25 protein-coding genes are annotated in these 24,183 nt (G+C 74.6%); 20 read left to right on the top strand and 5 right to left on the bottom strand.

The features are described from left to right. Together LN037_RS27000 and LN037_RS26995 are read left to right on the top strand one after the other, a co-directional pair. Positions 1 to 561, top strand: coding sequence for a hypothetical protein (locus tag LN037_RS27000; protein ID WP_230759299.1), 561 nt, complete (start codon positions 1 to 3; stop codon positions 559 to 561). A gap of 1 nt (position 562) precedes the next feature. Further along, positions 563 to 1,657 carry a glycosyltransferase gene (locus LN037_RS26995; RefSeq protein ID WP_230759297.1) on the top strand — a complete coding sequence of 365 codons (1,095 nt, stop codon included), beginning with the start codon at positions 563 to 565 and terminating at the stop codon, positions 1,655 to 1,657. Positions 1,658 to 1,667: 10 nt separating this feature from the next. Here LN037_RS26995 and LN037_RS26990 read toward each other — a convergent pair whose 3' ends face one another. Beyond that, positions 1,668 to 2,261 (bottom strand): Clp protease N-terminal domain-containing protein, encoded by a 594-nt coding sequence (locus tag LN037_RS26990; protein ID WP_230759295.1) that lies wholly within the window; start codon positions 2,259 to 2,261, stop codon positions 1,668 to 1,670. A 299-nt stretch (positions 2,262 to 2,560) separates the two neighbouring features. Between LN037_RS26990 and LN037_RS26985 the strand changes: the two genes are divergently transcribed. The 13 genes from LN037_RS26985 (at position 2,561) to LN037_RS26925 (ending at position 15,296) form a co-directional block, all read left to right on the top strand. After that, positions 2,561 to 4,129 carry a helicase HerA-like domain-containing protein gene (locus LN037_RS26985; protein ID WP_230759293.1) on the top strand — a complete coding sequence of 523 codons (1,569 nt, stop codon included), beginning with the start codon at positions 2,561 to 2,563 and terminating at the stop codon, positions 4,127 to 4,129. Positions 4,130 to 4,263: 134 nt separating this feature from the next. After that, a complete protein-coding gene (gene ftsH, locus LN037_RS26980; RefSeq protein WP_230759291.1) occupies positions 4,264 to 6,819 on the top strand; it encodes an ATP-dependent zinc metalloprotease FtsH in 2,556 nt (851 codons plus the stop codon). Between the two features lie 73 nt (positions 6,820 to 6,892). Continuing rightward, the gene (folE, locus tag LN037_RS26975; RefSeq protein ID WP_230759289.1) at positions 6,893 to 7,543 is read left to right on the top strand and encodes a GTP cyclohydrolase I FolE; all 651 of its coding nucleotides are present in this window, start codon (positions 6,893 to 6,895) and stop codon (positions 7,541 to 7,543) included. Positions 7,544 to 7,593: 50 nt separating this feature from the next. Further along, complete coding sequence (gene folP, locus LN037_RS26970) at positions 7,594 to 8,415, top strand: dihydropteroate synthase (protein ID WP_255695062.1); 822 nt, start codon at positions 7,594 to 7,596, stop codon at positions 8,413 to 8,415. Next, the gene (gene folB, locus LN037_RS26965; RefSeq protein WP_230759285.1) at positions 8,412 to 8,816 is read left to right on the top strand and encodes a dihydroneopterin aldolase; all 405 of its coding nucleotides are present in this window, start codon (positions 8,412 to 8,414) and stop codon (positions 8,814 to 8,816) included. Before folP ends, folB begins: the two co-directional genes overlap by 4 nt. Continuing rightward, positions 8,813 to 9,337, top strand: coding sequence for a 2-amino-4-hydroxy-6-hydroxymethyldihydropteridine diphosphokinase (folK, locus tag LN037_RS26960; protein WP_230759283.1), 525 nt, complete (start codon positions 8,813 to 8,815; stop codon positions 9,335 to 9,337). The genes folB and folK overlap by 4 nt, the downstream gene beginning before the upstream one ends. Before the next feature lie 7 nt (positions 9,338 to 9,344). Next, complete coding sequence (locus tag LN037_RS26955) at positions 9,345 to 9,815, top strand: DUF3180 domain-containing protein (RefSeq protein WP_230759281.1); 471 nt, start codon at positions 9,345 to 9,347, stop codon at positions 9,813 to 9,815. Between the two features lie 100 nt (positions 9,816 to 9,915). Continuing rightward, positions 9,916 to 10,584, top strand: coding sequence for a DUF6779 domain-containing protein (locus tag LN037_RS26950; RefSeq protein WP_230759279.1), 669 nt, complete (start codon positions 9,916 to 9,918; stop codon positions 10,582 to 10,584). A gap of 46 nt (positions 10,585 to 10,630) precedes the next feature. Beyond that, positions 10,631 to 11,938 (top strand): PrsW family intramembrane metalloprotease, encoded by a 1,308-nt coding sequence (locus LN037_RS26945; RefSeq protein ID WP_230759277.1) that lies wholly within the window; start codon positions 10,631 to 10,633, stop codon positions 11,936 to 11,938. Positions 11,939 to 12,144: 206 nt separating this feature from the next. Further along, positions 12,145 to 13,089 carry a Rossmann-like and DUF2520 domain-containing protein gene (locus tag LN037_RS26940; protein WP_308286200.1) on the top strand — a complete coding sequence of 315 codons (945 nt, stop codon included), beginning with the start codon at positions 12,145 to 12,147 and terminating at the stop codon, positions 13,087 to 13,089. Continuing rightward, a complete protein-coding gene (panC, locus tag LN037_RS26935; protein ID WP_230759275.1) occupies positions 13,086 to 14,003 on the top strand; it encodes a pantoate--beta-alanine ligase in 918 nt (305 codons plus the stop codon). Before LN037_RS26940 ends, panC begins: the two co-directional genes overlap by 4 nt. Continuing rightward, positions 14,003 to 14,437, top strand: coding sequence for an aspartate 1-decarboxylase (gene panD, locus LN037_RS26930; protein WP_230759273.1), 435 nt, complete (start codon positions 14,003 to 14,005; stop codon positions 14,435 to 14,437). The genes panC and panD overlap by 1 nt, the downstream gene beginning before the upstream one ends. 16 nt (positions 14,438 to 14,453) lie before the next feature. Further along, positions 14,454 to 15,296: a type III pantothenate kinase gene (locus tag LN037_RS26925; protein WP_308286199.1), complete on the top strand. Its 843-nt coding sequence runs from the start codon at positions 14,454 to 14,456 to the stop codon at positions 15,294 to 15,296. Between the two features lie 159 nt (positions 15,297 to 15,455). On the opposite strand, the gene LN037_RS26920 is transcribed toward LN037_RS26925, so the two are convergent. After that, entirely contained in the window at positions 15,456 to 16,427 is a 972-nt protein-coding gene (locus tag LN037_RS26920) for a GlxA family transcriptional regulator (protein ID WP_230759271.1), read from the bottom strand. A gap of 159 nt (positions 16,428 to 16,586) precedes the next feature. Between LN037_RS26920 and LN037_RS26915 the strand changes: the two genes are divergently transcribed. Then, the gene (locus LN037_RS26915) at positions 16,587 to 17,798 is read left to right on the top strand and encodes an MFS transporter (RefSeq protein ID WP_230759365.1); all 1,212 of its coding nucleotides are present in this window, start codon (positions 16,587 to 16,589) and stop codon (positions 17,796 to 17,798) included. Between the two features lie 6 nt (positions 17,799 to 17,804). Here the strand turns inward: LN037_RS26915 and LN037_RS26910 are convergent, their stop codons facing one another. Then, a complete protein-coding gene (locus LN037_RS26910; protein ID WP_230759269.1) occupies positions 17,805 to 19,277 on the bottom strand; it encodes a GAF domain-containing protein in 1,473 nt (490 codons plus the stop codon). A gap of 247 nt (positions 19,278 to 19,524) precedes the next feature. Between LN037_RS26910 and exaC the strand changes: the two genes are divergently transcribed. From exaC to LN037_RS26890, 4 genes are all read left to right on the top strand, one after another. After that, positions 19,525 to 21,048, top strand: coding sequence for an acetaldehyde dehydrogenase ExaC (gene exaC / locus LN037_RS26905; protein ID WP_230759267.1), 1,524 nt, complete (start codon positions 19,525 to 19,527; stop codon positions 21,046 to 21,048). 37 nt (positions 21,049 to 21,085) lie between these two features. After that, complete coding sequence (locus tag LN037_RS26900) at positions 21,086 to 21,523, top strand: DUF779 domain-containing protein (protein WP_230759265.1); 438 nt, start codon at positions 21,086 to 21,088, stop codon at positions 21,521 to 21,523. A gap of 92 nt (positions 21,524 to 21,615) precedes the next feature. Beyond that, positions 21,616 to 22,215, top strand: a complete 600-nt coding sequence (locus tag LN037_RS26895) for a cysteine hydrolase family protein (protein WP_230759263.1) — start codon at positions 21,616 to 21,618, stop codon at positions 22,213 to 22,215. A gap of 155 nt (positions 22,216 to 22,370) precedes the next feature. Beyond that, a complete protein-coding gene (locus tag LN037_RS26890) occupies positions 22,371 to 22,748 on the top strand; it encodes a histone-like nucleoid-structuring protein Lsr2 (RefSeq protein WP_230759261.1) in 378 nt (125 codons plus the stop codon). Between the two features lie 28 nt (positions 22,749 to 22,776). Here LN037_RS26890 and LN037_RS26885 read toward each other — a convergent pair whose 3' ends face one another. Continuing rightward, positions 22,777 to 23,430 (bottom strand): type 1 glutamine amidotransferase, encoded by a 654-nt coding sequence (locus LN037_RS26885; RefSeq protein WP_230759259.1) that lies wholly within the window; start codon positions 23,428 to 23,430, stop codon positions 22,777 to 22,779. Between the two features lie 10 nt (positions 23,431 to 23,440). After that, on the bottom strand, positions 23,441 to 24,133 hold the full coding sequence (locus LN037_RS26880; protein WP_230759258.1) for a Crp/Fnr family transcriptional regulator: 693 nt from the start codon (positions 24,131 to 24,133) through the stop codon (positions 23,441 to 23,443). Positions 24,134 to 24,183: the final 50 nt, after the last annotated feature.

Raw genomic sequence — 24,183 nt, 5'->3', positions numbered from 1 at the left:
TTGACCGAGCCGAAGGAGCCGGAGTCCCGCGACGCGGGGGAGACCGGCCCGATCATGTCGCCGAGCCCGCAGCCGGCGTTCGGCGCCGATCCGGAGCGCCGCGACGGCGGGCCCGCCGCGGGCTGGGAGTCCGAGCAGCCCACGCAGGTCGGGGTGCTGGACCGTCCGGTCGACGACGTGCCCCTGCGCGACCGGCTCTCCCGGCCCGGCATGGCGCGCTCGACCCGCATCCTGCTGCTGGTGCTCGGCGCGGTCGTCTTCCTCGCGATCGGGCTGTTCGTCGGGCGCGCCACCGCACCCGCCACGGGTCCGGGTTCGGTGCCGCCCCTGCTCGGCACCGTGGAGTCGGTGGACATCACCCCGAGCGGCTTCCCGGTGCTGACCGTCCGGGGGGCCGACGGCACGCTCACCCCGCTGCAGACCACGCCGGGCACGGTCGTCGCCACGCCGGTGACCACCGGGGTCGCCGCGGTGCGCACCGGCCAGCAGGTCACGATCACCGGCGAGCGCGACCAGCGCGGGCAGATCATCGCCACCCGGGTCGACCTGCCCGGACGCTGAGGTGCGCCTCGTCTGGTTCGACGACGTCCAGGCCCCCTACCGCGAGCCGGTGCTCTGCGAGCTCGCGCAGCGGTGCACGTTCCGGGCGGTCTTCCTCTACGACGACGAGCCCGAGCGCCGGATGGCCTTCCGGCCGCACCCCGGCTACGCCGCCGAGGTGGTCCGCGCGTGGCGTCTGCCGCGGGTCGGCCCGTTGCGCGCGCTGGACTCCTACCAGGGCGTCCTGCGGCCCGGGTCGCTGCGCCGCGTGCTCGACGCCGACGTCGTCGTGATGCTCACCTGGGCGCAGCTGGCCTCGGTCACCGTGGCCCTCGCGGCGCGGCGTCGTGGGGTGCCCTACGTCGTGTTCTCCGAGAGCACGCTCGACAGCCGCCGGATCGCGGCCGGGCCCGCCGACCGGGTTCGGCGCTGGTTCCTCGGTGGTGCGGGCGCGGTCGTCGTGCCCGGACCGGCCGCGCGGGCCGCGGTGCTGGCCGACGGGGTGGCCCCGGAGCGGATCGTCGAGACGGTCAACGCGGTCGACCACGCGGTGTTCGCCCGCCGCCCGCGCGAGCTGCGGGCCGGGCGGGACCCGGGCGGCCCGCACCGCTTCGTCGTCGTCGGCCAGCTGATCCCGCGCAAGAACGTCGAGGCGCTCCTCACCGCGTTCGCCGCGCTGGACGGCGCACCGCGGCTCGACGTCGTCGGGGACGGTGCGGAGGCGGGACGGCTGCGGGCGCACGCCGCCGCGCTCGGCGTGGCGGACCGCGTGACGTTCCACGGGTTCCTCGACGAGCAGCAGGTCGCCGCGGTGCTCGCCGAGACGCACACCCTGGTGCTGCCCTCGACCGAGGAGGTCTACGGCTTCACCGCGATCGAGGCGCGGACCGCGGGCCTGCAGGTCGTGGTGTCCGACGTCGCCGGGGTCGCGGCGTCGCTGGCCGGGGCCGGGGGCGTGTGGACGGTCCGGCCCGACGTGGCGGGTGTGCGGGACGGGCTCGAGGCCGCCCGACGTGCGTGGACCGGGTGGCGGGAGGGCGTGCCCGACGACGCCGGGTCGCCCGCCCGCACCGCCGCGGATCTCGTGCGCGCCGCCGGTCGCCTGGTGGGGCCGTAGGCCCCGGGGCTCACGACGCCGAGCGCCACCCCAGCAGCGTGCCCGGGTCGCGCGGGGCGATCCGGCGCACCGGGGACGGGCGCCGCACGGCGACCTCCGGCGGCACCGGGCCGGTGAGCGCGTCGAGCCCGGCGAGGGCGTCGAGCAGCCGCTCGGCGTCCGCGCCCAGCGTCGCGAGCATGTCCGCGGCCTGACCCTCGCCGCGGCGCAGGAGCACCGCGAGCAGGTCGGACACGGAGACGTCGTGGTCGAGCCCGGCCGCGCGCACGTGGGCGGCGGCGAGGACCTCCCGGACCGCGTCGTTGGCGAGCGGGGGCCCGGGCGGCCCGGACGGGTCGGGTTCGCCGGCCGCGGACCACACGGCGAGCGTGAGGGCCGTGTCGCTGCCGCGGTCGGTCACGCCGGCCGCGGCGAGCAGACCGGCCTCCGGGCCGTCGGCCCGGATGAGGGCACGCAGCAGGTGTGCGGTGCCGATCCAGTGGTGGCCGCGCTCGGCGGCCTCTCCAGCTGCGATGTCCAGCACCCGGGCGACCTCGGCCGAGACCTGACGACGGGGGGTCGCGCCGGGGTCGGGGACCCGGTGCTGGGCGGTGGGGAGCGCCATGTCCGCAGCGTGGCAGGTCGCGGGCGCGGCGCCCAGTCCTGCTCGGCCGGGTGGGTGAGCAGGAGGACCGAGCGTCACGGTGCGGGGTGCCCGACCGGGCTGCCCGGCCGGTGCGCGGGGGACGAGTGGGGGACGGCGGGTCCCTCCGGTCGTCGTCGCTCCGGGCGCGGACGGATCGCGTCCCCCGATCGGTCGGTCTTCGGTCGTCGCGCGGCGTGTCTGGGTTGCGGTCGGACCGACCGCTCCCCACCCGTCGTCGGGAACGGGAGAGCGCCTCCGAACCCGCTACTCTGCCCGCCGTGACCGGGAACGAGGCCGCGACCGAGATCGCCGCCGGGTACGCCACGGACGGGGCCGCCCTCGAGCTCGGGGCGGTGGTGATCGACGGCGCGACGGACCCCGCGGCGCGGGTCCGCATCCCGTTCGCGACGCTCAACCGCCACGGTCTCGTCGCGGGCGCCACGGGCACGGGCAAGACGAAGACGCTGCAGAACCTCGCCGAGCAGTGCTCCGCGGCGGGCGTCCCGGTGATGCTCGCCGACGTCAAGGGCGACCTGTCCGGGCTGGCCCGCGCCGGCGAGCCGGGCGACCGGGTGACGAAGCGGGCGGAGGAGACCGGCGACGACTGGGCGCCCACCGCCTACCCGGTGCGCTTCCTCTCGCTCGGTGCCTCCGGCGTCGGGGTCCCGGTCCGCGCGACGATCACCGCGTTCGGCCCGATCCTGCTGTCGAAGGTCCTCGGCCTGAACGCCACGCAGGAGTCGACCCTCGGTCTGATCTTCCACTGGGCGGACCAGGAGGGTCTCGCCCTGCTGGACACCAAGGACCTGCGCGCGGTCATCCAGCACCTGCTCTCCGACGAGGGCAAGACCGAGCTCAAGGGCATCGGCGGCGTCTCGACGGCCACGGCAGGCGTCATCTTGCGCGCCCTGGTCAACCTCGAGGCCCGCGGCGGGGACCAGTTCTTCGGCGAGCCCGAGTTCGACCCGGCCGACCTGCTCGCCGTCGAGGACGGCCGGGGCGTGGTGACGCTCCTCGAGCTCGCCGACCAGCAGGCCGACCCGACGCTGTTCTCCACCTTCCTCATGTGGCTGCTCGCCGAGCTGTTCGAGGACCTCCCCGAGGCCGGCGACCTTGACAAGCCCAAGCTCGTCTTCTTCTTCGACGAGGCGCACCTGCTCTTCGCCGACGCCTCGAAGGCGTTCCTGGAGCGGATCGAGCAGACGGTGAAGCTGATCCGCTCGAAGGGCGTCGGCGTCTTCTTCTGCACGCAGCTGCCCACCGACATCCCCAACGACGTCCTCTCCCAGCTGGGCGCCCGCGTGCAGCACGCGCTGCGCGCCTTCACCCCGGACGACCAGAAGGCGCTGACGCGCACCGCGCGGACGTACCCGAAGTCGGCCGTCTACGACATCGAGACGGCGCTGACCTCGCTCGGCATCGGCGAGGCGATCGTCACCGTGCTCTCCGAGCGGGGCGCCCCGACGCCCGTGGCGTGGACGCGCCTGCGGGCGCCGCGCTCGCTCATGGCGGCGATCGGCGGCCCGGCGGTGACCGAGGCGGCGAAGGCCTCGCCGCTGTGGGCCCGCTACGGCGAGACGATCGACCGCGAGTCGGCCTACGAGCGCCTCTCGGCGCGGACCGGGGCGACGCACGCGCCGGAGGGGCGGGCCGAGCCGGTCCCCGCCGACCAGCCGCCGCAGCCCGCGCCCCCGCAGGCCCCGCCGCCCGAGGCCGACGACGGCCCCGGCTTCTTCGAGAAGGCGATGGCGAACCCCATGGTGCGCTCGTTCCTGCGGTCCGCCGCGAGCGCGGCGGGCCGGGAGATCAGCCGCGGCCTGTTCGGGACGGCGAAGCGCCGCCGCTGAGGTCGTGCACGTCACGCCGCGCGAGAGTCGGTGTCGGTGGGCCGGGGTACATTGGCCTCATCAGGGCTTCCCTGGCATGAGAGACGGCAGTGAGTCAACCCGGGGAGGGTCGAGGCCGGACCGGCCGCCACCGCATGGACCGCAAGCGCCTGCTCCGCAATCCACTGATCTGGATCGTGGTGCTCTTCGTCGTCTACCTGGTCGTGTCGTCGTTCTTCAGCGACACGCGTGGTTACACCCAGGCCTCGACGTCCCTCGCCCTCCAGCAGATCGACCAGCGCAACGTCGCCGAGGTCACGCTGGAGGACAAGGAACAGCGGCTGCGGATGACGCTGGTGAACCCCGTCGACGTCCCGCCCGCGGACGGCACCTCGGGCGCGCCCACGCGCACCACGCAGATCTACGCGCAGTACCCGGCCGCCGCCGGGAACCAGATCTTCACCGAGCTGCGCGAGAACCCGGCCCGGAACGGGTTCGACACCCAGGTCACGCAGGAATCCCTGCTCGGCCAGATGCTGATCTACCTCATCCCGCTGGGCCTCGTCCTGGTGCTGCTGTTCTGGATGATGAACGCGCAGGGCGGCGGCAACCGCGTCCTGTCGTTCGGCAAGTCCAAGGCCAAGCAGCTCAACAAGGACATGCCCAAGACGACCTTCGCCGACGTCGCCGGCGCCAACGAGGCCGTCGAGGAGCTCTACGAGATCAAGGACTTCCTGCAGAACCCGACGCGCTACCAGGCGCTGGGCGCGAAGATCCCGAAGGGCGTGCTGCTCTACGGCCCGCCCGGCACCGGCAAGACGCTGCTGGCCCGCGCGGTGGCCGGCGAGGCGGGCGTGCCCTTCTACACGATCTCCGGCTCGGACTTCGTGGAGATGTTCGTGGGCGTCGGCGCCTCCCGCGTGCGCGACCTGTTCGAGCAGGCGAAGCAGAACTCCCCCTGCATCGTGTTCGTCGACGAGATCGACGCCGTCGGCCGCCACCGCGGCGCCGGCATGGGCGGCGGCCACGACGAGCGGGAGCAGACGCTGAACCAGCTGCTCGTCGAGATGGACGGCTTCGACGCCCGCGGCGGGATCATCCTCATCGCGGCCACCAACCGGCCCGACATCCTCGACCCCGCGCTGCTGCGCCCCGGCCGGTTCGACCGGCAGATCCCGGTCGCCGCACCCGACCTCGCGGGTCGTCGCCAGATCCTGGCCGTGCACTCCAAGGGCAAGCCGCTCGCGCCCGACGCCGACCTCGACGGGCTGGCCAAGCGCACCGTCGGGTTCTCCGGCGCCGACCTCGCGAACGTCATCAACGAGGCCGCGCTGCTCACCGCGCGCCTCAACCAGCAGCAGATCACCGGCGCCTCGCTCGAGGAGTCGGTCGACCGCGTGATCGGCGGTCCGGCCCGCAAGAGCCGGATCATCTCCGACCAGGAGAAGAAGGTCGCGGCGTACCACGAGGCCGGGCACGCGCTCGCCGCGTGGGCGATGCCGGACATCGAACCGGTCTACAAGGTGACGATCCTGCCGCGCGGACGCACCGGCGGGCACGCCCTCGTCGTCCCGGAGGACGACAAGGAGTTGATGACCCGCTCGGAGATGATCGCCCGGCTCGTGTTCGCCATGGGCGGCCGCTCGGCCGAGGAGCTCGTGTTCCACGAGCCGACGACGGGCGCCTCCTCCGACATCGAGCAGGCGACCAAGATCGCGCGCGCCATGGTCACCGAGTACGGCATGAGCGCCAAGCTCGGCGCCGTGAAGTACGGCCAGGAGCAGGGCGAGCCCTTCCTCGGCCGCACCGCGGGCAAGCAGTCGGACTACTCGCTCGAGGTCGCCCACGAGATCGACGAGGAGGTGCGCAAGCTCATCGAGGCGGCGCACACCGAGGCGTGGGAGATCCTGAACACCCACCGCGACGCGCTCGACGCGCTGACCGGTGAGCTGATCGAGCACGAGACGCTGCAGCGCAAGGACCTCGAGCGCGTCTTCGCGTCGGTCACGAAGCGTCCGCGCATCACGATGTTCAACGACTTCGGCGAGCGCACCCCGTCCGACCGGCCCCCGATCAAGACGCGGCGCGAGATCGCCGCCGAGCGGGGCGAGCCGTGGCCGCCGGAGGACGAGCGCCGTGAGCCGGCCCGCGTCGGAGCCGGGAGCAACGGCAACGGTCACGGCCCGAACGGGCAGGGCGCGAACGGTCAGGGCGTCAACGGCCAGGGCATGAACGGCCAGGGCCAGGCCGCCGACCGCACCGGCCAGAACGGCCACGGCTGGGGCGCCCCGAGCACCCCGCCGGTGGGCACCCCCGCGGTCGGGGGCGACCGGCAGACCGGGCCCGGCACCTCGGGCTGGGGCATCCCCGACGTCTACCGCACCGGGGGCTCCTTGCAGCCGCCGTCGTCGGTGCCGCCGAACTACGGGGCGCCCCCCGGGTGGACGCCCGGCACCACGCCCCGCGGCACGTCCTGGGACCCGAACACGCGTCCCTACGGCCAGCACGGCTCGGGCACCGCGCCGTCGGGCTGGGGCAGTGCGGGTGGCCAGCACGCTGCTCCGGAGGACGGCACGTCCTCGGGCGGTCGTCGCAGTGCGCCGGACCACGACCAGCAGACCGGGACGTCGTTCACATCGCCGGGCGAGACCGGCGCGAACCCGTACGGTGATCCGGACGGCCGTCGTCCCGACGGTCGCACGGAGAGCTGACCAGCGGCGGCCACTCCTCCCCGAGACGGAGGCACGGGCCGGCCCGCGCACCCGAGAAACGGGCGAGGGAGACGTGACCACCAGCCAGGAGACGGAGCGACCCGTCGAGGACGACAACGAGCGGAACGGAGTCCGATCCGTCGAGTCCGCTCGGCTCGAGGCCTTCGACGCGGCGCGGGTGGAGGCCGCGGTCCGCGAACTGCTCATCGGCATCGGGGAGGACCCCGACCGGGAAGGTCTGCGCGACACCCCCGCCCGGGTGGCGCGGTCCTACCGGGAGTTGTTCGCCGGACTGTGGACCGATCCGTCGGCGGTGCTCGAGCGCACGTTCTCCGAGGACCACGACGAGCTCGTGCTCGTCCGGGACATCCCGCTGTTCTCGATGTGCGAGCACCACCTCCTGCCGTTCCACGGGGTCGCCCACGTCGCCTACCTGCCCGGCTCCGACGGCCGGGTGACGGGCCTGTCGAAGCTCGCCCGCCTGGTCGACCTCTACGCCCGGCGCCCGCAGGTGCAGGAGCGCCTGACCACGCAGGTCGCCGACGCGCTGGACCGCACGCTCGGGGCGCGCGGCGTCCTCGTCGTGATCGACGCCGAGCACCAGTGCATGTCGGCGCGCGGGGTCCGCAAGCCCGGGTCGCGCACCACCACGTCGGCCGTGCGTGGCGTCCTCAAGTCGTCCGCCAGCACCCGGGCCGAGGCGCTCGGGCTGATCCGGCACTGACCCGCTCCGTGGCCTCCGTCGCGCTCCTCCGCCCCAACCACTGCCTGGTGATGGGCGTCCTCAACGTCACGCCCGACTCGTTCTCGGACGGCGGTCGGTGGATCGACCGGGACGACGCCGTCGCCCACGGCGTGGCGATGGCCCGGCGGGGCGCGACCTACGTCGACGTCGGCGGGGAGTCGACCCGGCCGGGCGCCGAGCGGGTCGACGCCGCCACCGAGATCGAGCGGGTGGTCCCCGTCGTCGCCGAGCTGGTGGCGCAGGGGGTCCGCGTCAGCGTGGACACCACGCGCGCCGAGGTCGCGGTGAAGGCGCTGGAGGCGGGCGCCGAACTCGTCAACGACGTCTCCGGCGGCCTCGCCGACCCGACGATGGCCCGCGTCGTGGCCGACGCCGGCTGCGGCTGGGTGCTCATGCACTGGCGCGGGCCCTCGGACCGGATGGCGAACCTCGCCAGCTACGAGGACGTGGTCGGGGAGGTCCTCGCCGAGCTGATCGAGCAGATCGACCGGGCCGTCCTCGCCGGGGTCGACCCCGCCCGGCTCGTCCTCGACCCGGGGCTCGGGTTCGCCAAGACCGCCGCCCACAACTGGCAGCTGCTGCGCAAGCTCGACGTCTTCACCTCCCTCGACTTCCCGGTGCTCGTCGGCGCGTCCCGCAAGCGGTTCCTCGGGGCGCTGCTCGCCGACGACGACGGCGCTCCCCGTCCGCCCGACGGGCGCGAGCACGCGACCGCCGCGGTCTCCGCCCTCGCCGCCAACGCGGGCGCCTGGGGGGTGCGGGTGCACGAGGTCGGGGCCTCGCTCGACGCCGTCGCGGTGGCCGCGGCCTGGCACTGGGGCACCTCCCGGGTCGCGAGGACCGACCCGTGACCGACACCATCGAGCTGCGCGGCCTGCGGGTCCGCGGCCACCACGGCGTGTTCGAGCACGAGCGCCGCGACGGGCAGGACTTCGTCCTCGACCTCGTCCTGCACGTCGACCTCACCGCGGCGGGCCGCAGCGACGACCTGGACGACACGGTCGACTACGGCGCGCTCGCCGAGGCGGCCGCGGTCGTCGTCGAAGGGGCCCCGCGGGCGCTGATCGAGGCCGTGGCCGCCGACGTCGCGGCCGTGGTCCTCGACGATTCGCGGGTGGCCGAGGTCGAGGTCACCCTCCACAAGCCGCAGGCGCCGATCCAGCGGCCGTTCGACGACGTCGCGGTCCGGATCCGGCGCCGCCGCCCCGGCGCGGCGCCCGTGCGCTCCGGTCGGCGGCCGGAGGACACGTGACGCGGGCGGTGCTCTCGCTGGGGTCGAACCTCGGCGACCGGCGGGCCCACCTCGCGGCCGGCCTCGCCGCGCTCGCCCCGTGGACGCGGGCGGTGTCGTCGATCTACCGCACCGCGCCCTGGGGCGGGGTGGACCAGGACGACTTCCTCAACCTCGTCGTGCTCGTCGACGACGACGCGGCCGACGCCCGGGACTGGCTCGCCCGCGCACAGCGCGCGGAACAGGACCGCGACCGCGACCGCGGCGCGGGCGCGGTCCGCTGGGGCCCGCGGACGCTCGACGTCGACGTCCTCACCGTCACGGCCGCCGACGGCAGCCCGGTGCACAGCGCCGACCCCGAACTGCTCCTGCCGCACCCGCGCCTCCAGGAGCGCGCGTTCGTCCTGGTGCCGTGGGCGGAGATCGCGCCGGACGACGAGGTGCCCGGCCGCGGCCGGGTCGCCGAGCTGCTCGCGGCGCTGCCCGAGGACGAGCGGGCGGGGGTCCGGGCGGAGGTCGGGCCGTCGGGGGAGCAGGGATGACCACCCGATGACCACCCGCACCAGCCCGTCGGTCCTGCTCGTCCTCGCGGTGGCCGCCGGCCTCGCCACCAAGTTCGCGCTCGGACTGCTCTACGGCTCGATCCCGCCGCTGCCCGCGCCGGCGGGCCTGACCTTCCTCGTGCTCGGGCTGGTGGAGGCCGGGATCGCGGTCGTGTTGTACCGCCGGATCCAGCGCCGGCCCGGGGCACGACCGGTCGACGCGCTCGCCGCGGCGCGGGCGGTGGCGCTGGCGAAGGCCTCGGCCCTGGCCGGCGCGCTCGTCGGGGGCGCCTGGTGCGGCGTGCTGGCCCACGTGCTGCCCCGGCGCGCCGAGGTGGCCGCGGCCGCCCAGGACACCACCGCGGCGATCGTCGGGATCGTGGGGGCGGCGGTCCTCGTCGGTGCGGCCCTGGCGCTGGAGTGGTGCTGCCGCACCCCGGACGACCCCGAACACCCCGTCCCCGACGACCGTCGCTGACGCCCGTCCCGGACCCGTTCGGGGCCCGTCGCCCGGTCCCGCCCGACCGGGCGACCGGACCGCACCGTGGTCACACGGTCGCGGTCGGTACAGTTCGGACATGGCCAACCCCGGGGCCGACCGGCGTCGCGGGTCGCGCCCGTCCCCCGCCTCGGGTGGTGGACGGCCCGGTGACCCCGTGGTGCGTGTCCTGCTCGTCGTCACCGCGCTGTGCGCCGCGGTCGCCGCGGCCACGGTGGTCTTCGCCGACGACGACCGGATGCTGCGTCTCGGCGTGATCGCCGGGCTCTGGGCGGCGCTGCTCGCCGTCGCGGCCCTCGCCCGCCGCAGCGGGGCCGGCGGGAGCGACCCGGAGCGCGAGCTGGAGTCGATGCGCCGGACCTACGAGCTCGAGCTCGCCGCCGAGGTCGACGCCCGTCGCGAGCACGAGCTGACCGTCGAGCAGACGGTGCGCCGCGAGGTCGCCGCCGAGGCCGGGCAGGAGCTCGCGGGGCTGCGCGCCGAGGTCGAGCGGCTGCGCTCGCACCTGGAGAACGCGGAGACCCGGGCGGCGCCGCTGCCGCCGCAGCTGCACGTCGTCGCGGGCGAGGGGCCCCGCGCCCGGTCCGCCCCACCCGCCGTCGGGAACGGTCCGCGCCTGCCGCGCCAGCACGTCAACGAGGTCTCGCACCCGTCGCAGCCGTCGCTGCCCGGCCGCACCACGGGAGGGCGCACGGTCGCCGAGCTGCTCGCGGCGCACGCGCAGGACCGCCGCCGCCCGCCGCGCTGATCGCCCGTCCCGCCCCGCGCGCCGTGAACCACTACCCTGCGGCAGGGTGATCGCCTCCCCGGTGCGGCTCGCCCCGCAGCAGCGCCGCACCCTCGTCTGGCCCGTCGTCGGGCTCATCGTGCTCGGCATCTGCGCGCTCGTCGCCGTGGGCTTCGCCAGCACCGAGATCGGGACCGCGGGCGTGATCGTCGGCGCGATCTGCGCTCTGCTGCCGGTCGGTCCGGTGCTGCTCGCGTTCGCCTGGGTGGACCGCTGGGAGCCGGAGCCGCCGCGCCTGCTGTTCACCGCCTTCCTCTGGGGCGCCGGGTTCGCGGCGCTCGTCGCGCTGATCATCAACTCGAGCGCAGTGCTCGCCGCCGAGCTGCTGCTCGGGCAGGGACAGGGCGACTTCGTCGGCGCGGTGATCTCCGCGCCGCTGGTCGAGGAGTTCGTCAAGGGCGCGTTCGTGGTGGGGCTGCTGCTGTTCCGGCGCCGCGAGTTCGACGGGATCGTCGACGGCATCGTCTACGCCGGCTTCGTCGGCGCGGGGTTCGCCTTCACCGAGAACATCATCTACTTCGGGCGGGCCTTCACCGACGACGGCAGCGCACCGGTCGCCGGCGTCGTCGCGACCTTCATCCTCCGCGGCCTCCTCTCGCCCTTCGCCCACCCGCTGTTCACCGCGATGACGGGGATCGGGGTCGGGATCGCGGCGAGCGTGCGGTCGCGGGCGGTGGGCGCCCTGGCGATCCTCGGCGGCTACGTGCTCGCGGTCGTCCTGCACGCGCTGTGGAACTCGGCCACGCAGCTCGGGCCGGGGTTCTTCGGGGTCTACCTGCTGATCATGGTGCCGCTGTTCCTCGCGCTCATCGGCCTGGTGGTCTGGCAGCGACGGCGGGAGCGCGAGGTGCTCGCCCGCCAGATGCCCGGCTTCGCCGCCGCGGGCTGGATCGCCGAGAGCGAGGTCCCGCTGCTGGGGAGCATGTCCGGCCGTCGTCGTTGGCTCGCGGCGGTGAAGCGGACCGCCGGCAAGCCGGCCGCGGACGCCGTCGTGCACTACCAGCACGCGGTGTCCGAGCTCGCCTTCCTGCGCGCCCGCGCGGAACGCGGCGCGATCCCGCCCGACCCGCGCTGGCACGCCGAACTGCTCGACAACGTCGTCCGCACCCGCATGGCCGCCGTCACGGCGCCCGGCGTGCCGCAGGGCCACCAGCCCCCGCCCGGCCCGCCGTCCGGCCCCCCGCCCTCGGGGCCCCCGCCCTCCGGTCCCTTCCCGACGTCGGGTCCTCCCGGGCCCGGGTGGTCGGGTCCGCAGCCGCCGTACCAGGGCCGGCCGTACCCGCCGTCGCAACCCTGGCAGGGGCCGCCGCGGTAGTCGGCGCCGCGGAGGCGTGCGTGGCGCCCTGCGCACGTTCGACGTCAGCGGTGTGCCACCGCTGACGTCCGGGAGTCGTCCGCGGTCCCCGATGTCATCCCGATCACGCGCGGCCACCCGGACGTCGTCGCACGTCTACCCTCGCCTGCGCATCGTCCGGTACCCGCTCCGCTGAGCGGGACGGGAACGACGAGTGGTGAAGGGGTGTGCTCGTGAGCGCCTCCGGCAGCGACGCCGGGCCGGTCGGTGGGCCCAGGCCCGCGCGTCTCGACGTCGGCGTGGTCTCCGCCGGGCGGGTGGGTTCCGTGATGGGGGCCGCGCTCGCGGCCGCCGGTCACACGGTCGTCGCCGCCTCGGCCGTCTCCCGCGCCTCCCGTGCCCGCGCCGAGGCCCTGCTGCCCGGCGCCGAGATCCTCCCGCCCGACGAGGTCGTCCGGAACGCGGACCTGGCCGTGCTCGCCGTGCCCGACGACGTCCTGCCCGGGCTGGTCCGCGGCCTCGCCGCCGCCGGCTGCCTGCGGCCCGGGCAGATCCTCGTGCACACCTGCGGCTCCCACGGCGTCGGCGTCCTGGGTCCGGCCGCCGAGCACGACGTGCTGCCCATCGCCCTGCACCCGGCCATGACGATCACCGGCCGCCCCGAGGACGTGACCCGGCTGGCCGGCGCGTGCATCGGGGTCACCGCGAGCGACACCCCGACCGAGGACGCCGAAGCGGCCTGGCTGGTCGGCGAGGCGCTCGTCGTCGAGATCGGCGCCGAGCCGGTGCGCATCCCCGAGGCGATGCGCCCGCTGTACCACGCGGCGCTCGCACACGGCGCGAACCACCTGGTCACCCTCGTCCGCGAGGCCGCCGACCTGCTGCGCGACGCCGGGATCGAGCCCGCCGAACGCGTCCTCGCGCCGTTGCTGTCCGCGGCGCTCGACAACGCCCTGCGTCTCGGCGACCGCGCCCTGACCGGGCCGGTCGCCCGCGGCGACGCGGGCACCGTCGCCACCCACCTCCGCCACCTGGACGCCCGGGCGCCGGAGTCGGCCGAGCTGTACCGCGCTCTCGCCCGCCGCACGGCGGAGCGGGCGCACGCGGGCGGGTTGATCGGCGACGACGACGTCCAGGAGCTGTCCACCGTCCTCGAGAGGCACACCCCGTGACCCGCCCGTCCAGCCTGCGCACGCACGACCTGCTCGGGCGTTCCCGGCCGAAGTACGTCAAGGACGGCCTGACCGTCCACGCCGACCCGAACACGCTTCGTCGCGTCACGAAGGCAATGCGCGGCGGCGGTCGCCGGGTCACGCTCGTGCCGACCATGGGCGCCCTGCACGACGGCCACCGCGAGCTGATGCGCCGCGCCCGCTCGATCCCCGGCTCCACGACGGTCGTGTCGATCTTCGTCAACCCGCGCCAGTTCGGGCCGACCGAGGACTTCGACCGCTACCCCCGCGCCTTCGAGGCCGACCTCGAGATGTGTCGCGAGGAGGGCGTCGAGCTGGTGTTCGCCCCCGAGGTCGACACCATGTACCCCGCGGGCTTCACCACGAGCATCGACCCGGGTCCGCTCGGCGACCAGCTCGAGGGCGCCGCCCGGCCCGGCCACTTCGCCGGGATGCTCACGGTGGTCAACAAGCTCTTCGCCGTCTGCGTCCCCGACGTCGCGTTCTTCGGCGAGAAGGACTGGCAGCAGCTGGCCCTGATCCGCCGCATGGTCCGCGACCTCGACATCGACGTCCACGTCGTCGGCGTCCCCACCGTCCGCGAGACCGACGGGCTCGCCCGCTCGAGCCGCAACGCCTACCTCGACGCGACCCAGCGGCAGCAGGCCGTGACCATCTCCGCCGCACTCTCGGCCGGCCAGTACGCCGGCGAGCAGGGGCCGGAGGCGGTCGTCGCCGCGGCCCGCGAGGTGCTCGCGTCGGAGCCCGCGCTCGAGGTCGACTACGTCGAGCTGCGCAGCCCCGACCTCGGTCCCGCCCCGACCATCGGCGACGCCCGCCTGCTGATCGCCGCCCGCCTCGGCACCACCCGCCTGATCGACAACGCCCACGTCTCGGTGACGGAGAGAGTCTGATGCTGCGCACGATGCTCAAGTCCAAGATCCACCGGGCGACGGTCACCGACGCGGACCTGCACTACGTCGGCTCGGTCACCGTCGACACCGACCTGATGGCCGCGGCCGACCTGCTCGAGGGCGAGCAGGTCGCGATCGTCGACGTCACCAACGGCGCCCGCCTCGAGACCTACGTGATCCCGGGCGAGGCCGGCTCCGGCGTCATCGGGATCAACGGCGCGGCCGCGCACCTCGTGCACCCCGGCGACCTCGTCATCCTCATCGCCTACGGGCAGATGGAGGACGCCGAGGCGCGCGCCTACCAGCCCCGCGTCGTGTTCGTCGACGACCGCAACCGGGTGCTCGACCAGGGCTCCGACCCCGCGTTCGTCCCGGCCGACGCCCCGGAGGCGTCGCTGCTGGTGTCGGGCACGCGGGCCGCCGCCCTGAACTGAGGCCGGGCCGGGTCACGTGCTGCTCTGCATCGACGTCGGCAACACGCAGACGGCACTGGCGCTCTACCCGTCGTCGGGCGTTCCCGACGACGGGTCGGTGGCGTCCCGCTGGGACGCCCGGATCCGCACCGAGCGCCGGGCGACCGCCGACGAGCTCGCCCTGAGCGTGCGCGGCATGCTCGGTCCACTGCTCGCGGAGGTCGACGGCGTCGCGGCACTCTCGACGGTCCCCGCCCTGCTCCGCGAGCTGCGCGGCATGCTCGACCGGCACTTCGCGGGGGTGGCCCGCGTGCTCGTCGAGCCGGGGGTGCGCACCGGTGTGCCGCTGCTGGTCGACAACCCCAAGGAGGTCGGCGCCGACCGCGTGGTGCAGGCCCTCGCGGCGCACCAGCGCGTCGGCGGACCGTGCGTGGTGGTGACCTTCGGGACCTCGACCACGATCGACGGCGTCTCCGCCGACGGCGAGTTCCTCGGCGGGGCGCTCGCGGCCGGCGTCGCGGTGTCGGCGGACGCCCTCGCGGTGCGGGCCGCCGGGCTGCGGCCGGTGGAGCTGGTGGCGCCGCGCACCGTGCTGGGCCGCTCGACCGTGGAGAGCATGCAGGCCGGCCTCGTGCTCGGCGCGGCCGCCATGGTCGACGGGCTCGTCCGGCGGATCGGCGAGGAGATCGCGGCGAAGGACACGGCCGGCCGCAGCCCCCTCGCGGTGGTCGCGTGCGGCGGGCTCGCGCCCGTCGTCGCGCCGGAGTGCACGACGATCACCCACCACGTTCCCGACCTCACCCTCCAGGGCCTGCGCCTCGTCTTCGGGCGGGTCCGCGAGGCGGCGCGGGCCCGGGAGGAGCGGCGCGCCCGACAGTGAGTCGGGCCCCGGGGCGTTGCGGGGTGCACCTGGTGGTGGGGTCCGCGGAGTCGTGGTCGGATTTCAGTGGCACGGAGCGCCCTGGAGGGCGCCCGATGCCACTGACTTCGGCGGGCAGCGCGCTGGTCGCCGGCAGATGGGTGCCGGCTCGGCAGGCGATCAGGCCCCGACCCGCGGCGTCGCCCGGTAGGTGCGCCGGTAGGCGACGGGGGAGAGGCCCACGTCCGCGGCGAGGTGCGCCCGCAACGACGACGTGGTGCCCAGCCCGGCCTCGGCGGCGACCCGCTCGACGGCGAGGTCGGTCGACTCGAGCAGCCGCCGGGCGTGGGCGACCCGCTGCGCGAGGATCCAGGCGTGCGGGGACGTCCCGGTCTCGGCGCGGAACCGGCGGGCGAAGGTGCGGGTGCTCATGGTCGCGTGCCGGGCGAGGGTCGCGACGTCGAGCGGCTCGGCCAGGTGCTCGCGGGCCCAGGCGCGGGTCGCCGCGGTGGAGCCGCCGTCGTCGACGGGCAGCGGCCGCTCGATGAACTGGGCCTGCCCGCCGTCGCGCCAGGGCGCCACGACGAGGTGCCGGGCGACCTCGTTGGCCACCGCCTCGCCGTGGTCGCGGCGCACCACGTGCAGACAGAGGTCGATCCCGGCGGCGAGTCCGGCGGAGGTGGCGAGGTCGCCCTCGTCGACGAAGAGCACGTCCTCGTCGATCTCGACGTCCGGGTGCAGGGCGCGCAGGCGCTCGGCCCGCGCCCAGTGCGTGGTGGCCCGTCGTCCGGCGAGGCGTCCGGCCGCGGCGAGCACGAACGCCCCGGTGCAGATCGACATCCAGCGGGCGCCCGCCGGGACGGTGTCGAGGGCCTGCAGGACCTCGGGCGGCAGGACACCGTCGCGCCGCGCGGGGACGTGGTGCGTGCCGGGCACGAGCACCGTGTCGGCCGCGGCGAGCGCCTCGGGACCGTGCTCGACGTGCAGCGCGTAGCCCGCGGTCGTCGGGACGGGCCCGGGTTCCAGCGCGCAGACGCGGACGTCGTAGAGCGGGCGGCCGTCGCGCTCGGCGGTCCCGAACACCTGGGGCGGGATCGCGAGGTCGAAGCCGACCACCGGGGGGAGGGCGAGCACCGCGACGACGTGGGCCATGGCCGGATTCTGGCATCCGATGGCGTTCCTGCCACTGGTCCGGCGTCGATCGGAGGGGCATCGTGTCCGTTCGTGACCGATGTGGCCGCGCCGTCGACCCGGCGCACCCGCTCCTCCTGGTGGCCGTGGGCCGTCGCCGCGACCGCCTTCGTCGCCCTCATGGGGGCCGCCGGGTTCCGCTCCGCGCCCGGCGTGCTCATCGCGCCGCTGCACGACGAGTTCGGCTGGTCGACCGCCACGATCTCCACCGCCGTGTCGATCAACCTCGTGCTCTACGGCGTCTTCTCCCCGTTCGCGGCGGCGCTGATGGAGCGCTTCGGCATGCGGCGCGTGGTCGCCGTGGCGCTCGTCCTCGTGGCCGCGGGCAGCGGGCTCACGGTGTGGATGACGCAGGTCTGGCAGCTGATGCTGCTCTGGGGCGTGCTCGTCGGGGTCGGCACCGGGTCGATGGCGCTCGCCTTCGTCGCGACCGTCACCGGGCGCTGGTTCGTCCGGCGCCGCGGCCTCGTCAGCGGGGTCCTGACGGCCGCCCAGGCCGCGGGCGGCCTCGTCTTCCTGCCGCTCATGGCGGCGCTGTCGGAGAGCGTCGGGTGGCGGGCCGCGTCGCTGCTGGTGGCCGGGGGCGCGCTCGTCGTGGTGCCCGTGGTGATCCTCTTCCTGCGGGACTCGCCGGCCGACGTCGGCACCGTCGCGCACGGCGCGGACCCCGGCTCCCTGGCGGCGGCGATCCCGACGACGGGTGCCGGCGGCGGCGCGGCCCGCCGCGCGGTCGCCGTGCTCGGCGAGGCGGCGCGCACCCGCACGTTCTGGCTGCTCGCCGGCGGGTTCGCGATCTGCGGCGCGACGACCGTCGGGCTCATCGGCACGCACTTCGTGCCTGCCGCGCACGACCACGGGATGCCGACGACCACCGCGGCGGGCCTGCTCGCGGTCGTCGGGGTGTTCGACGTGGCCGGGACGATCCTCTCGGGCTGGCTCACCGACCGGTGGGATCCGCGGCGGCTGCTCGCCGTCTACTACGTGCTCCGCGGGGCGTCGCTGCTCGTGCTCCCGCTGCTGCTCGCCCCCACCGCGATCCCGCCGATGTGGGCGTTCATCGTGTTCTACGGGCTGGACTGGGTGGCCACCGTGCCGCCGACGGTGGCGCTGTGCCGGGAGTGGTTCGGGGACCGCGGGCCGATCGTCTTCGGCTGGGTCTTCGCGTCCCACCAGGTCGGGTCGGCGCTGGCCGCCTTCGGAGCGGGCCTGGTCCGCGACACCACCGGCAGCTACGACGGCGCCTGGTGGGGCGCGGGGGCGCTCTGCCTGGTGGCTGCAGTGCTGTCCCTGGCGATCACGCGGGCGGTGACCACCGCCCGCCGAACCGCTTGAGCCGGGTCACCCGTCGTCGGGAAGTTCGGCGTGCCGGGGGTCGCTCACCGGCAGCAGGTGGCGTAGCCGGTCGACCAGCTCGAGATCCTCGCGGCCGGCCGGGGTGCGGGACAGGGCCCAGAGGGCGGCGGTGTCGCCCGCGCGCAGGACCGCGCGGCGGACCCCGACGTCGAGCTCGTCGCGCAGCGCCCGGATGCCGGGCGCGTCGGAGGTCGGGAGCAGCTCCCCGCGCCCGACCAGGGCGGTGTCGGGCACGGCGCCGGACCGGAGGGCGTCGCGCAGTGTCAGGAAGTCGGCGTCGACGCGGGCCTCGATCCGGTAGGGCTGCGTCTTGACCACCCCCGCGCCGTTGGGGAGCGACTCGAGCAGGTGGCGCAGGCGGTGCATCTCGGCGCGCACGGTGACGGGGTTGCCGCGCTCGCCGTAGATCTCGAGGGCGAGCGCGTCGGCGGAGAGCCCCTCGGGGTGCAGCGCGAGCAGGGCGAGCAGTTCCGCGTGGCGGGCGCCGAGGCGGACCGGCCGTCCGTCGAGCCGGGCGACCGGGCGGGGGACGCCGAGGAACGGCAGCGCGAGCGTCGGGCGGGCCCGCATCCCGGAGGGCCGCTCGAGGCGGAGCAGCCAGCCCTCGGCGAGGGGCTCGACGACGCCCTCGCCGTGCTCGCCGAGCGAGACCCGGTCGCCGGCCCCGGGCAGCGTGATCCGCTCGTCGATCCACCCGTGCGGCGTCGCGGCGAGGACGCGGCCGGCGGGGCTCAGCAGCGCGCCGGGCGCGTCGAGGCCGGAGAGGTGGGGGAGGTTGCGCGTGCGCAGCCGCTCGTCCCGGATGGCCTGGCGGGTGGCGAGATGGTTCTCCGCGAGCCGGGCCGCCGCGGTGACCAGCGCCAGCGTGCTCGGGTGGAACGTGCGCACCGGCCCGGTGAGGTCGACCGCGCCGACCGCCTCGCCGGTGTCGGGGTCGTGGATCGGGGCCGCGGCGCAGGTGAACCGGTGGTACTGCGCGACGAGGTGCTCGGAGGAGTGGATCTGCACCGCGGCGTCCGAGGCGAGGGAGGTGCCCATCGCGTTGGTGCCGGCGGAGTCCTCGCTCCAGCGGAAGCCCTCGGCCAGTTCGAGGTCGTCGGCGAGGTGCAGCATCCCCGCCGCGCCCTCGCGCCACAGGATGTGGCCCTGCGCGTCGGTGACGATCATGACGTGCATCGCCTCGTCGGCGATCTCCAGCAGCGTGGTGCGCAGCAGCGGCAGCACGGGGGACAGCGGGTGGTGCTCGCGGACGGCGGCGAGCTCGCCGTCGTCGAACACGTGGGCGGGTGCGCCGTGGTCGGGGTCGACGCGCGCCGCGAGCGACCGGCGCCAGGAGTCGGAGACGACGGTCCGCGGATCGATCTCCGCGCGGCCGCCGCCCAGCACGGCGTCGCGGACCCGCGCGAGCAGGGCCGCCCGCTCGACCGGGTCCCCCCAGGCGTCCGCCTGCGTCGTCATCCACCACCCCGTGGACCTCGTCGGGTCAGGTCTCCATCGTGCGCCGGATCACGGGGTGAGGCAACCCTTACTCGACCGGTCCAGCACTCCTCATCTGCGGAGCTGTCCGTCCGTGTACGGCGCATCTGAGTGCAACGTCGCTGCAACCCCCGGCTGCCTAGCGTCCTGCGTCACAGAGGCGAGCCCGCCGTGCGCCCGCGCCTCTCCGGAAGAACAGGCACGGCCGACCACTTTGGGAGGACCAACGATGGCCGTCTACGCAGCCCCCGGGACCGAGGGCTCGGTCGTCAGCTTCAAGTCCCGGTACGACCACTGGATCGGCGGCGAGTACGTCGCCCCGGTGAAGGGCCAGTACTTCGAGAACCCGACCCCGGTCACCGGCCAGAACTTCTGCGAGGTCGCCCGCGGGACGGCCGAGGACGTCGAGAAGGCCCTCGACGCCGCGCACGCCGCCGCCCCGGCGTGGGGGAGGACCTCGGTCGGTGAGCGCGCGAACATCCTGAACAAGATGGCCGACCGCATCGAGGCGAACCTCGAGAAGATCGCCATCGCGGAGAGCTGGGAGAACGGCAAGGCCTGCCGCGAGACCCTCGCCGCCGACATCCCGCTCGCGATCGACCACCTCCGCTACTTCGCCGGCGCGATCCGCGCCCAGGAGGGCTCGCTCTCCCAGATCGACGAGGACACGGTCGCCTACCACTTCCACGAGCCGTTGGGCGTGGTCGGTCAGATCATCCCGTGGAACTTCCCGATCCTCATGGCGATCTGGAAGCTGGCCCCCGCGCTCGCCGCCGGCAACGCGGTCGTCCTCAAGCCCGCCGAGCAGACCCCGGCCTCGATCCACGTCCTCATGGACGTCGTCGGCGACCTCCTCCCGGCCGGCGTGCTCAACATCGTCAACGGCTTCGGCGTCGAGGCCGGGAAGCCCCTCGCCTCCTCGCCGCGCATCCGCAAGATCGCCTTCACCGGTGAGACGACGACGGGTCGCCTGATCTCCCAGTACGCCTCGGAGAACCTGATCCCGGTCACCCTCGAGCTCGGCGGCAAGAGCCCGAACGTCTTCTTCGACGACGTGTCGGCGCAGAACGACGCCTTCTACGACAAGTGCCTCGAGGGCTTCACGATGTTCGCCCTCAACCAGGGCGAGGTCTGCACCTGCCCGTCGCGGGCGCTCATCCAGCAGGGCCACTACGACGAGTTCCTGGCCCAGGCCGTGAAGCGCACCGAGCAGGTCAAGCAGGGCAACCCGCTCGACACCGACACGATGATCGGGGCGCAGGCCTCGAACGACCAGTTCGAGAAGATCCTCTCCTACATCGACATCGGTCGCCAGGAGGGCGCGCGCATCCTGACCGGTGGCGACAAGAACGACCTCGGCGGGGACCTGGCCGGCGGCTACTACATCCAGCCGACCATCTTCGAGGGCGACAACTCGATGCGGATCTTCCAGGAGGAGATCTTCGGCCCGGTGCTGTCGGTGGCGAAGTTCTCCGACTACGAGGAGGCCATGAGGATCGCCAACGACACCCTCTACGGCCTCGGTGCCGGGGTGTGGTCGCGCGACGGCGCCACCGCCTACCGCGCCGGCCGCGAGATCCAGGCCGGCCGGGTCTGGGTGAACAACTACCACCAGTACCCGGCGCACGCCGCGTTCGGCGGGTACAAGCAGTCGGGCATCGGCCGCGAGAACCACAAGATGATGCTCGACCACTACCAGCAGACCAAGAACCTGCTGGTGAGCTACTCGCAGAACGCGATGGGCTTCTTCTGATCGGGCCCGCGCCGACGACGACCGAGGGAGGCCTGCGATGACCGAGATCAGCACCAGCACCGATGTCACCGACGAGGTGCCGGAGGTGCCCGGTTCCGGGACCGCGCGCGTCGCGCTGTCCCCGCAGGCGGCCGAACTCCTGGTGAGGCTGACCGATCTCCACGGCCCGCTGATGTTCCACCAGTCCGGCGGGTGCTGCGACGGCAGCGCCCCGATGTGCTACCCGGACGGCGACTTCAAGCTCGGCGGGCAGGACGTCCACCTCGGGGATCTCGAGGTGGCGGGGCTCGAGAAGCCGATCGGATTCCACATGTCGGCGTCGCAGTACGAGTACTGGAAGCACACCCACCTGACCGTCGACGTCGTGAAGGGACGCGGCAGCGGATTCAGCGTCGAGGCGCCCGAGGGCGTCCGGTTCATCATCCGTTCGCGGCTGTTCACCGACGACGAGTGGCGGGAGCTCGAGGGCGCGTAGCGCTTCCACGCGGTACCGCACGAGGGGCACCCTGGCCACCGGGCCGGGGTGCCCTTCGTACGTCCCGACCGTTCCCGACGAGGAGAACCACCGTGACCGAACCCAGCACCACCCTGCGCGAACTCACCGGCATGCCCGGCGATCCGGCGTCGCTCACCGGCTCCGCCCTGGTGATGATCGACCTGCAGAACACCTACACCCGCGGCGTCATGGCCCTCGAGAACGTCGGGCCCGCCATCGACGAGGCGGCCCGGCTGCTCGAGCGGGCCCGCGCCGCGGGTTCGACGATCGTGCACGTGCAGCACGAGGCGGGTGCGGGCACGCCGTACGACACGAACGACGACATCGGCGCGATCGTCGACGCCGTCGCGCCGCGACCGGGTGAGCACCGGGTGGTGAAGAACTTCCCGAGCTCGTTCGTGAACACCGACCTCGAGCAGTACCTGCGTGACGCCGGCGTCACGAATCTCGTTCTCGCCGGTTTCATGACGCACATGTGCGTCAACTCGACGGCGCGCAGTGCGTTCAACCTCGGCTTCGCCCCGACCGTCGTCGCGGGCGCCACCGCGACACGGGCGTTGCCGGGTCCGAACGGCGTGGTCGAGGCCTCCGCGTTGCAGGCCGCGAGCCTCGCCGCGCTCTCCGACATGTTCGCGGTGGTGGTGCCCGACTCCTCGGCGGTTCCCGACTAGGTGCACTGCCAATTCCTTTGTGCGCCGCCCGTCACGGTGGACCCGCCTCGACACGACGACGGACGCGCATTTACGCTGCGCCGCGAACCATTCCGGTTCACGGCGCGCGGCGACGCGCGACCGGCCGTTCGGGGGTCGTGGAAGGAATTCATCGCGTGGCGCAGAAAGTGGTCGTGACCCTCGTCGACGACCTCGACGAGTCCGAGGCCGACGAGACCGTCGAGTTCGGCATCGACGGGACCACCTACGAGATCGACCTGTCCGACGCGAATGCGTCGAGACTCCGCGACGAGCTCGCCGACTACGTGGCCCACGCCCGCAAGGTGTCGGGCCGGCGCCGCTCGGGCGGTGGCGCGAAGGCCGCGGCGGCGACGGCCGCCCCGGCCCGCAAGGGCGGCGGCCGCGCCTCGGTCGACCGCGAGCAGAACCAGGCGATCCGGGAGTGGGCGCGCAAGAACACCAACTACAACGTGTCGGAGCGCGGCCGCATCCCCTCCGAGGTCAGCGAGGCCTACCACAAGGCCCACGGCTGATCCTCGTCCCGCACGCACGGGCCGTTCGTCACCTCCCGGGGTGACGGGCGGCCCGTTCGTCGTCGAGGAGGGCGCCCAGCAGTCCCGGCACGGCGGCCGCCGCGGCGGGCGCGTGGCGTGCGGTGTCGCGGCGCAACCCGTCGTCGGGATCGCTCCCCGGCGCCGAGAACCAGCGCTCGAGCAGCGCCGGGGTCATCTCGGGGTGGAACTGCACGCCGGCCCAGCGGCCGTGGCGGAAGGCGGCGACGCCGGCGTCGTCGTGCGCGAGGACGTGACTTCCCGACGGCGGGTCGAGCTGGTCGGCGTGCCAGGAGAACCAGGGGCCGGCCGCGACGCGGTCGTCCTGCGGTCCGACGGGGAACCAGCCGATCCGTGGCCGGTCCAGCCGCCGCACGGAGCCACCGAGCACCTCGGCGACGAGCTGGGCGCCGAAGCAGATCCCGAGCACGCGGGCCCCGGCGTCGTGGGCGGTCGTCAGGAAGGCCCGTTCGCGCTCGATCCAGGGCATCGCCGACCGCGGCCACGGCGCACCGAGGACGACGACGAGGTCGTGGGGCGTCGGGTCGGGGAACCCGGCGTCGGGGTGCGCGGTGCACCAGGTGACCGCGCCGAGCTCCGGGCGGTCGGCGAGGCAGCCGAGTCCGGCCACGTGGTCGTGGCCGACCACGAGCGTCGAGGTCACGACGGCATGATCACCGGGCGGAGGCGTGCCGCGCCAGACCGTCGCGGTCGAGGGACATCCGGCGTCCACCCGGGTGGACGGTGAGGAGGTCCCGGCCGGCGAGGTCGCGCAGCGCGGCGTTGAGGGTCTGGCGGGCGATGCCGAGGCGCTGTGCGAGCAGGGCCTGCGGCCCGTCGAGGTCGACGACGTCGGCGCCCGCCGCGAGCTCGAGCAGGAGGGCGGCGACCCGCTGGTCGACCCGGAGCCGCAGGCCGCTGCGCGCCCGGTTCTGCAGGCCGACGATCCGGACGAGGTCCTGTGCGAGGGCCAGGAGCGTGTCCGGACTGCCGCGCAGCGCGCGCAGGGCGGGCGCCGCGGGGACGACGAGCACCGTCGACGCGCGCACCGCCACCGCGTCCTCGGTGCGGGGCCCGGGGCACAGCACCTCGAAGTACCCGAAGGCGTGGCCCTCCAGCGCCGCGCCCAGGTCGATGACGTCGCCGTCGACCGACCCGAGACGGGCCACGACCGAGCCCCGCAGGAGCACGAACAGGGCGTCGCCGGGCCCGCCCTCGCGGAACACGGCCTCGCCCGCGCGGTAGTGCCGCAGGAAGGCGGCCCGGGCGACCTCCCCGACCGCCGCCGCGTCGAGGTGGCGCAGCTGCGGGCACCGTCGCACCGCGTCCTGCACCCGCTCGCGCCCGACCTCGTCGATGACCGACACCGAGGCACCCCCCGTGACTGGTTCCGGATCTAGTTCACCCGACTGGTTCA

The organism is Actinomycetospora soli (assembly GCF_021026295.1).
Lineage (GTDB): Bacteria > Actinomycetota > Actinomycetes > Mycobacteriales > Pseudonocardiaceae > Actinomycetospora > Actinomycetospora soli.
The sequence above is the reverse complement of the archived record's forward strand: the minus strand, read 5'-3'. Positions and strand labels throughout refer to the sequence as shown.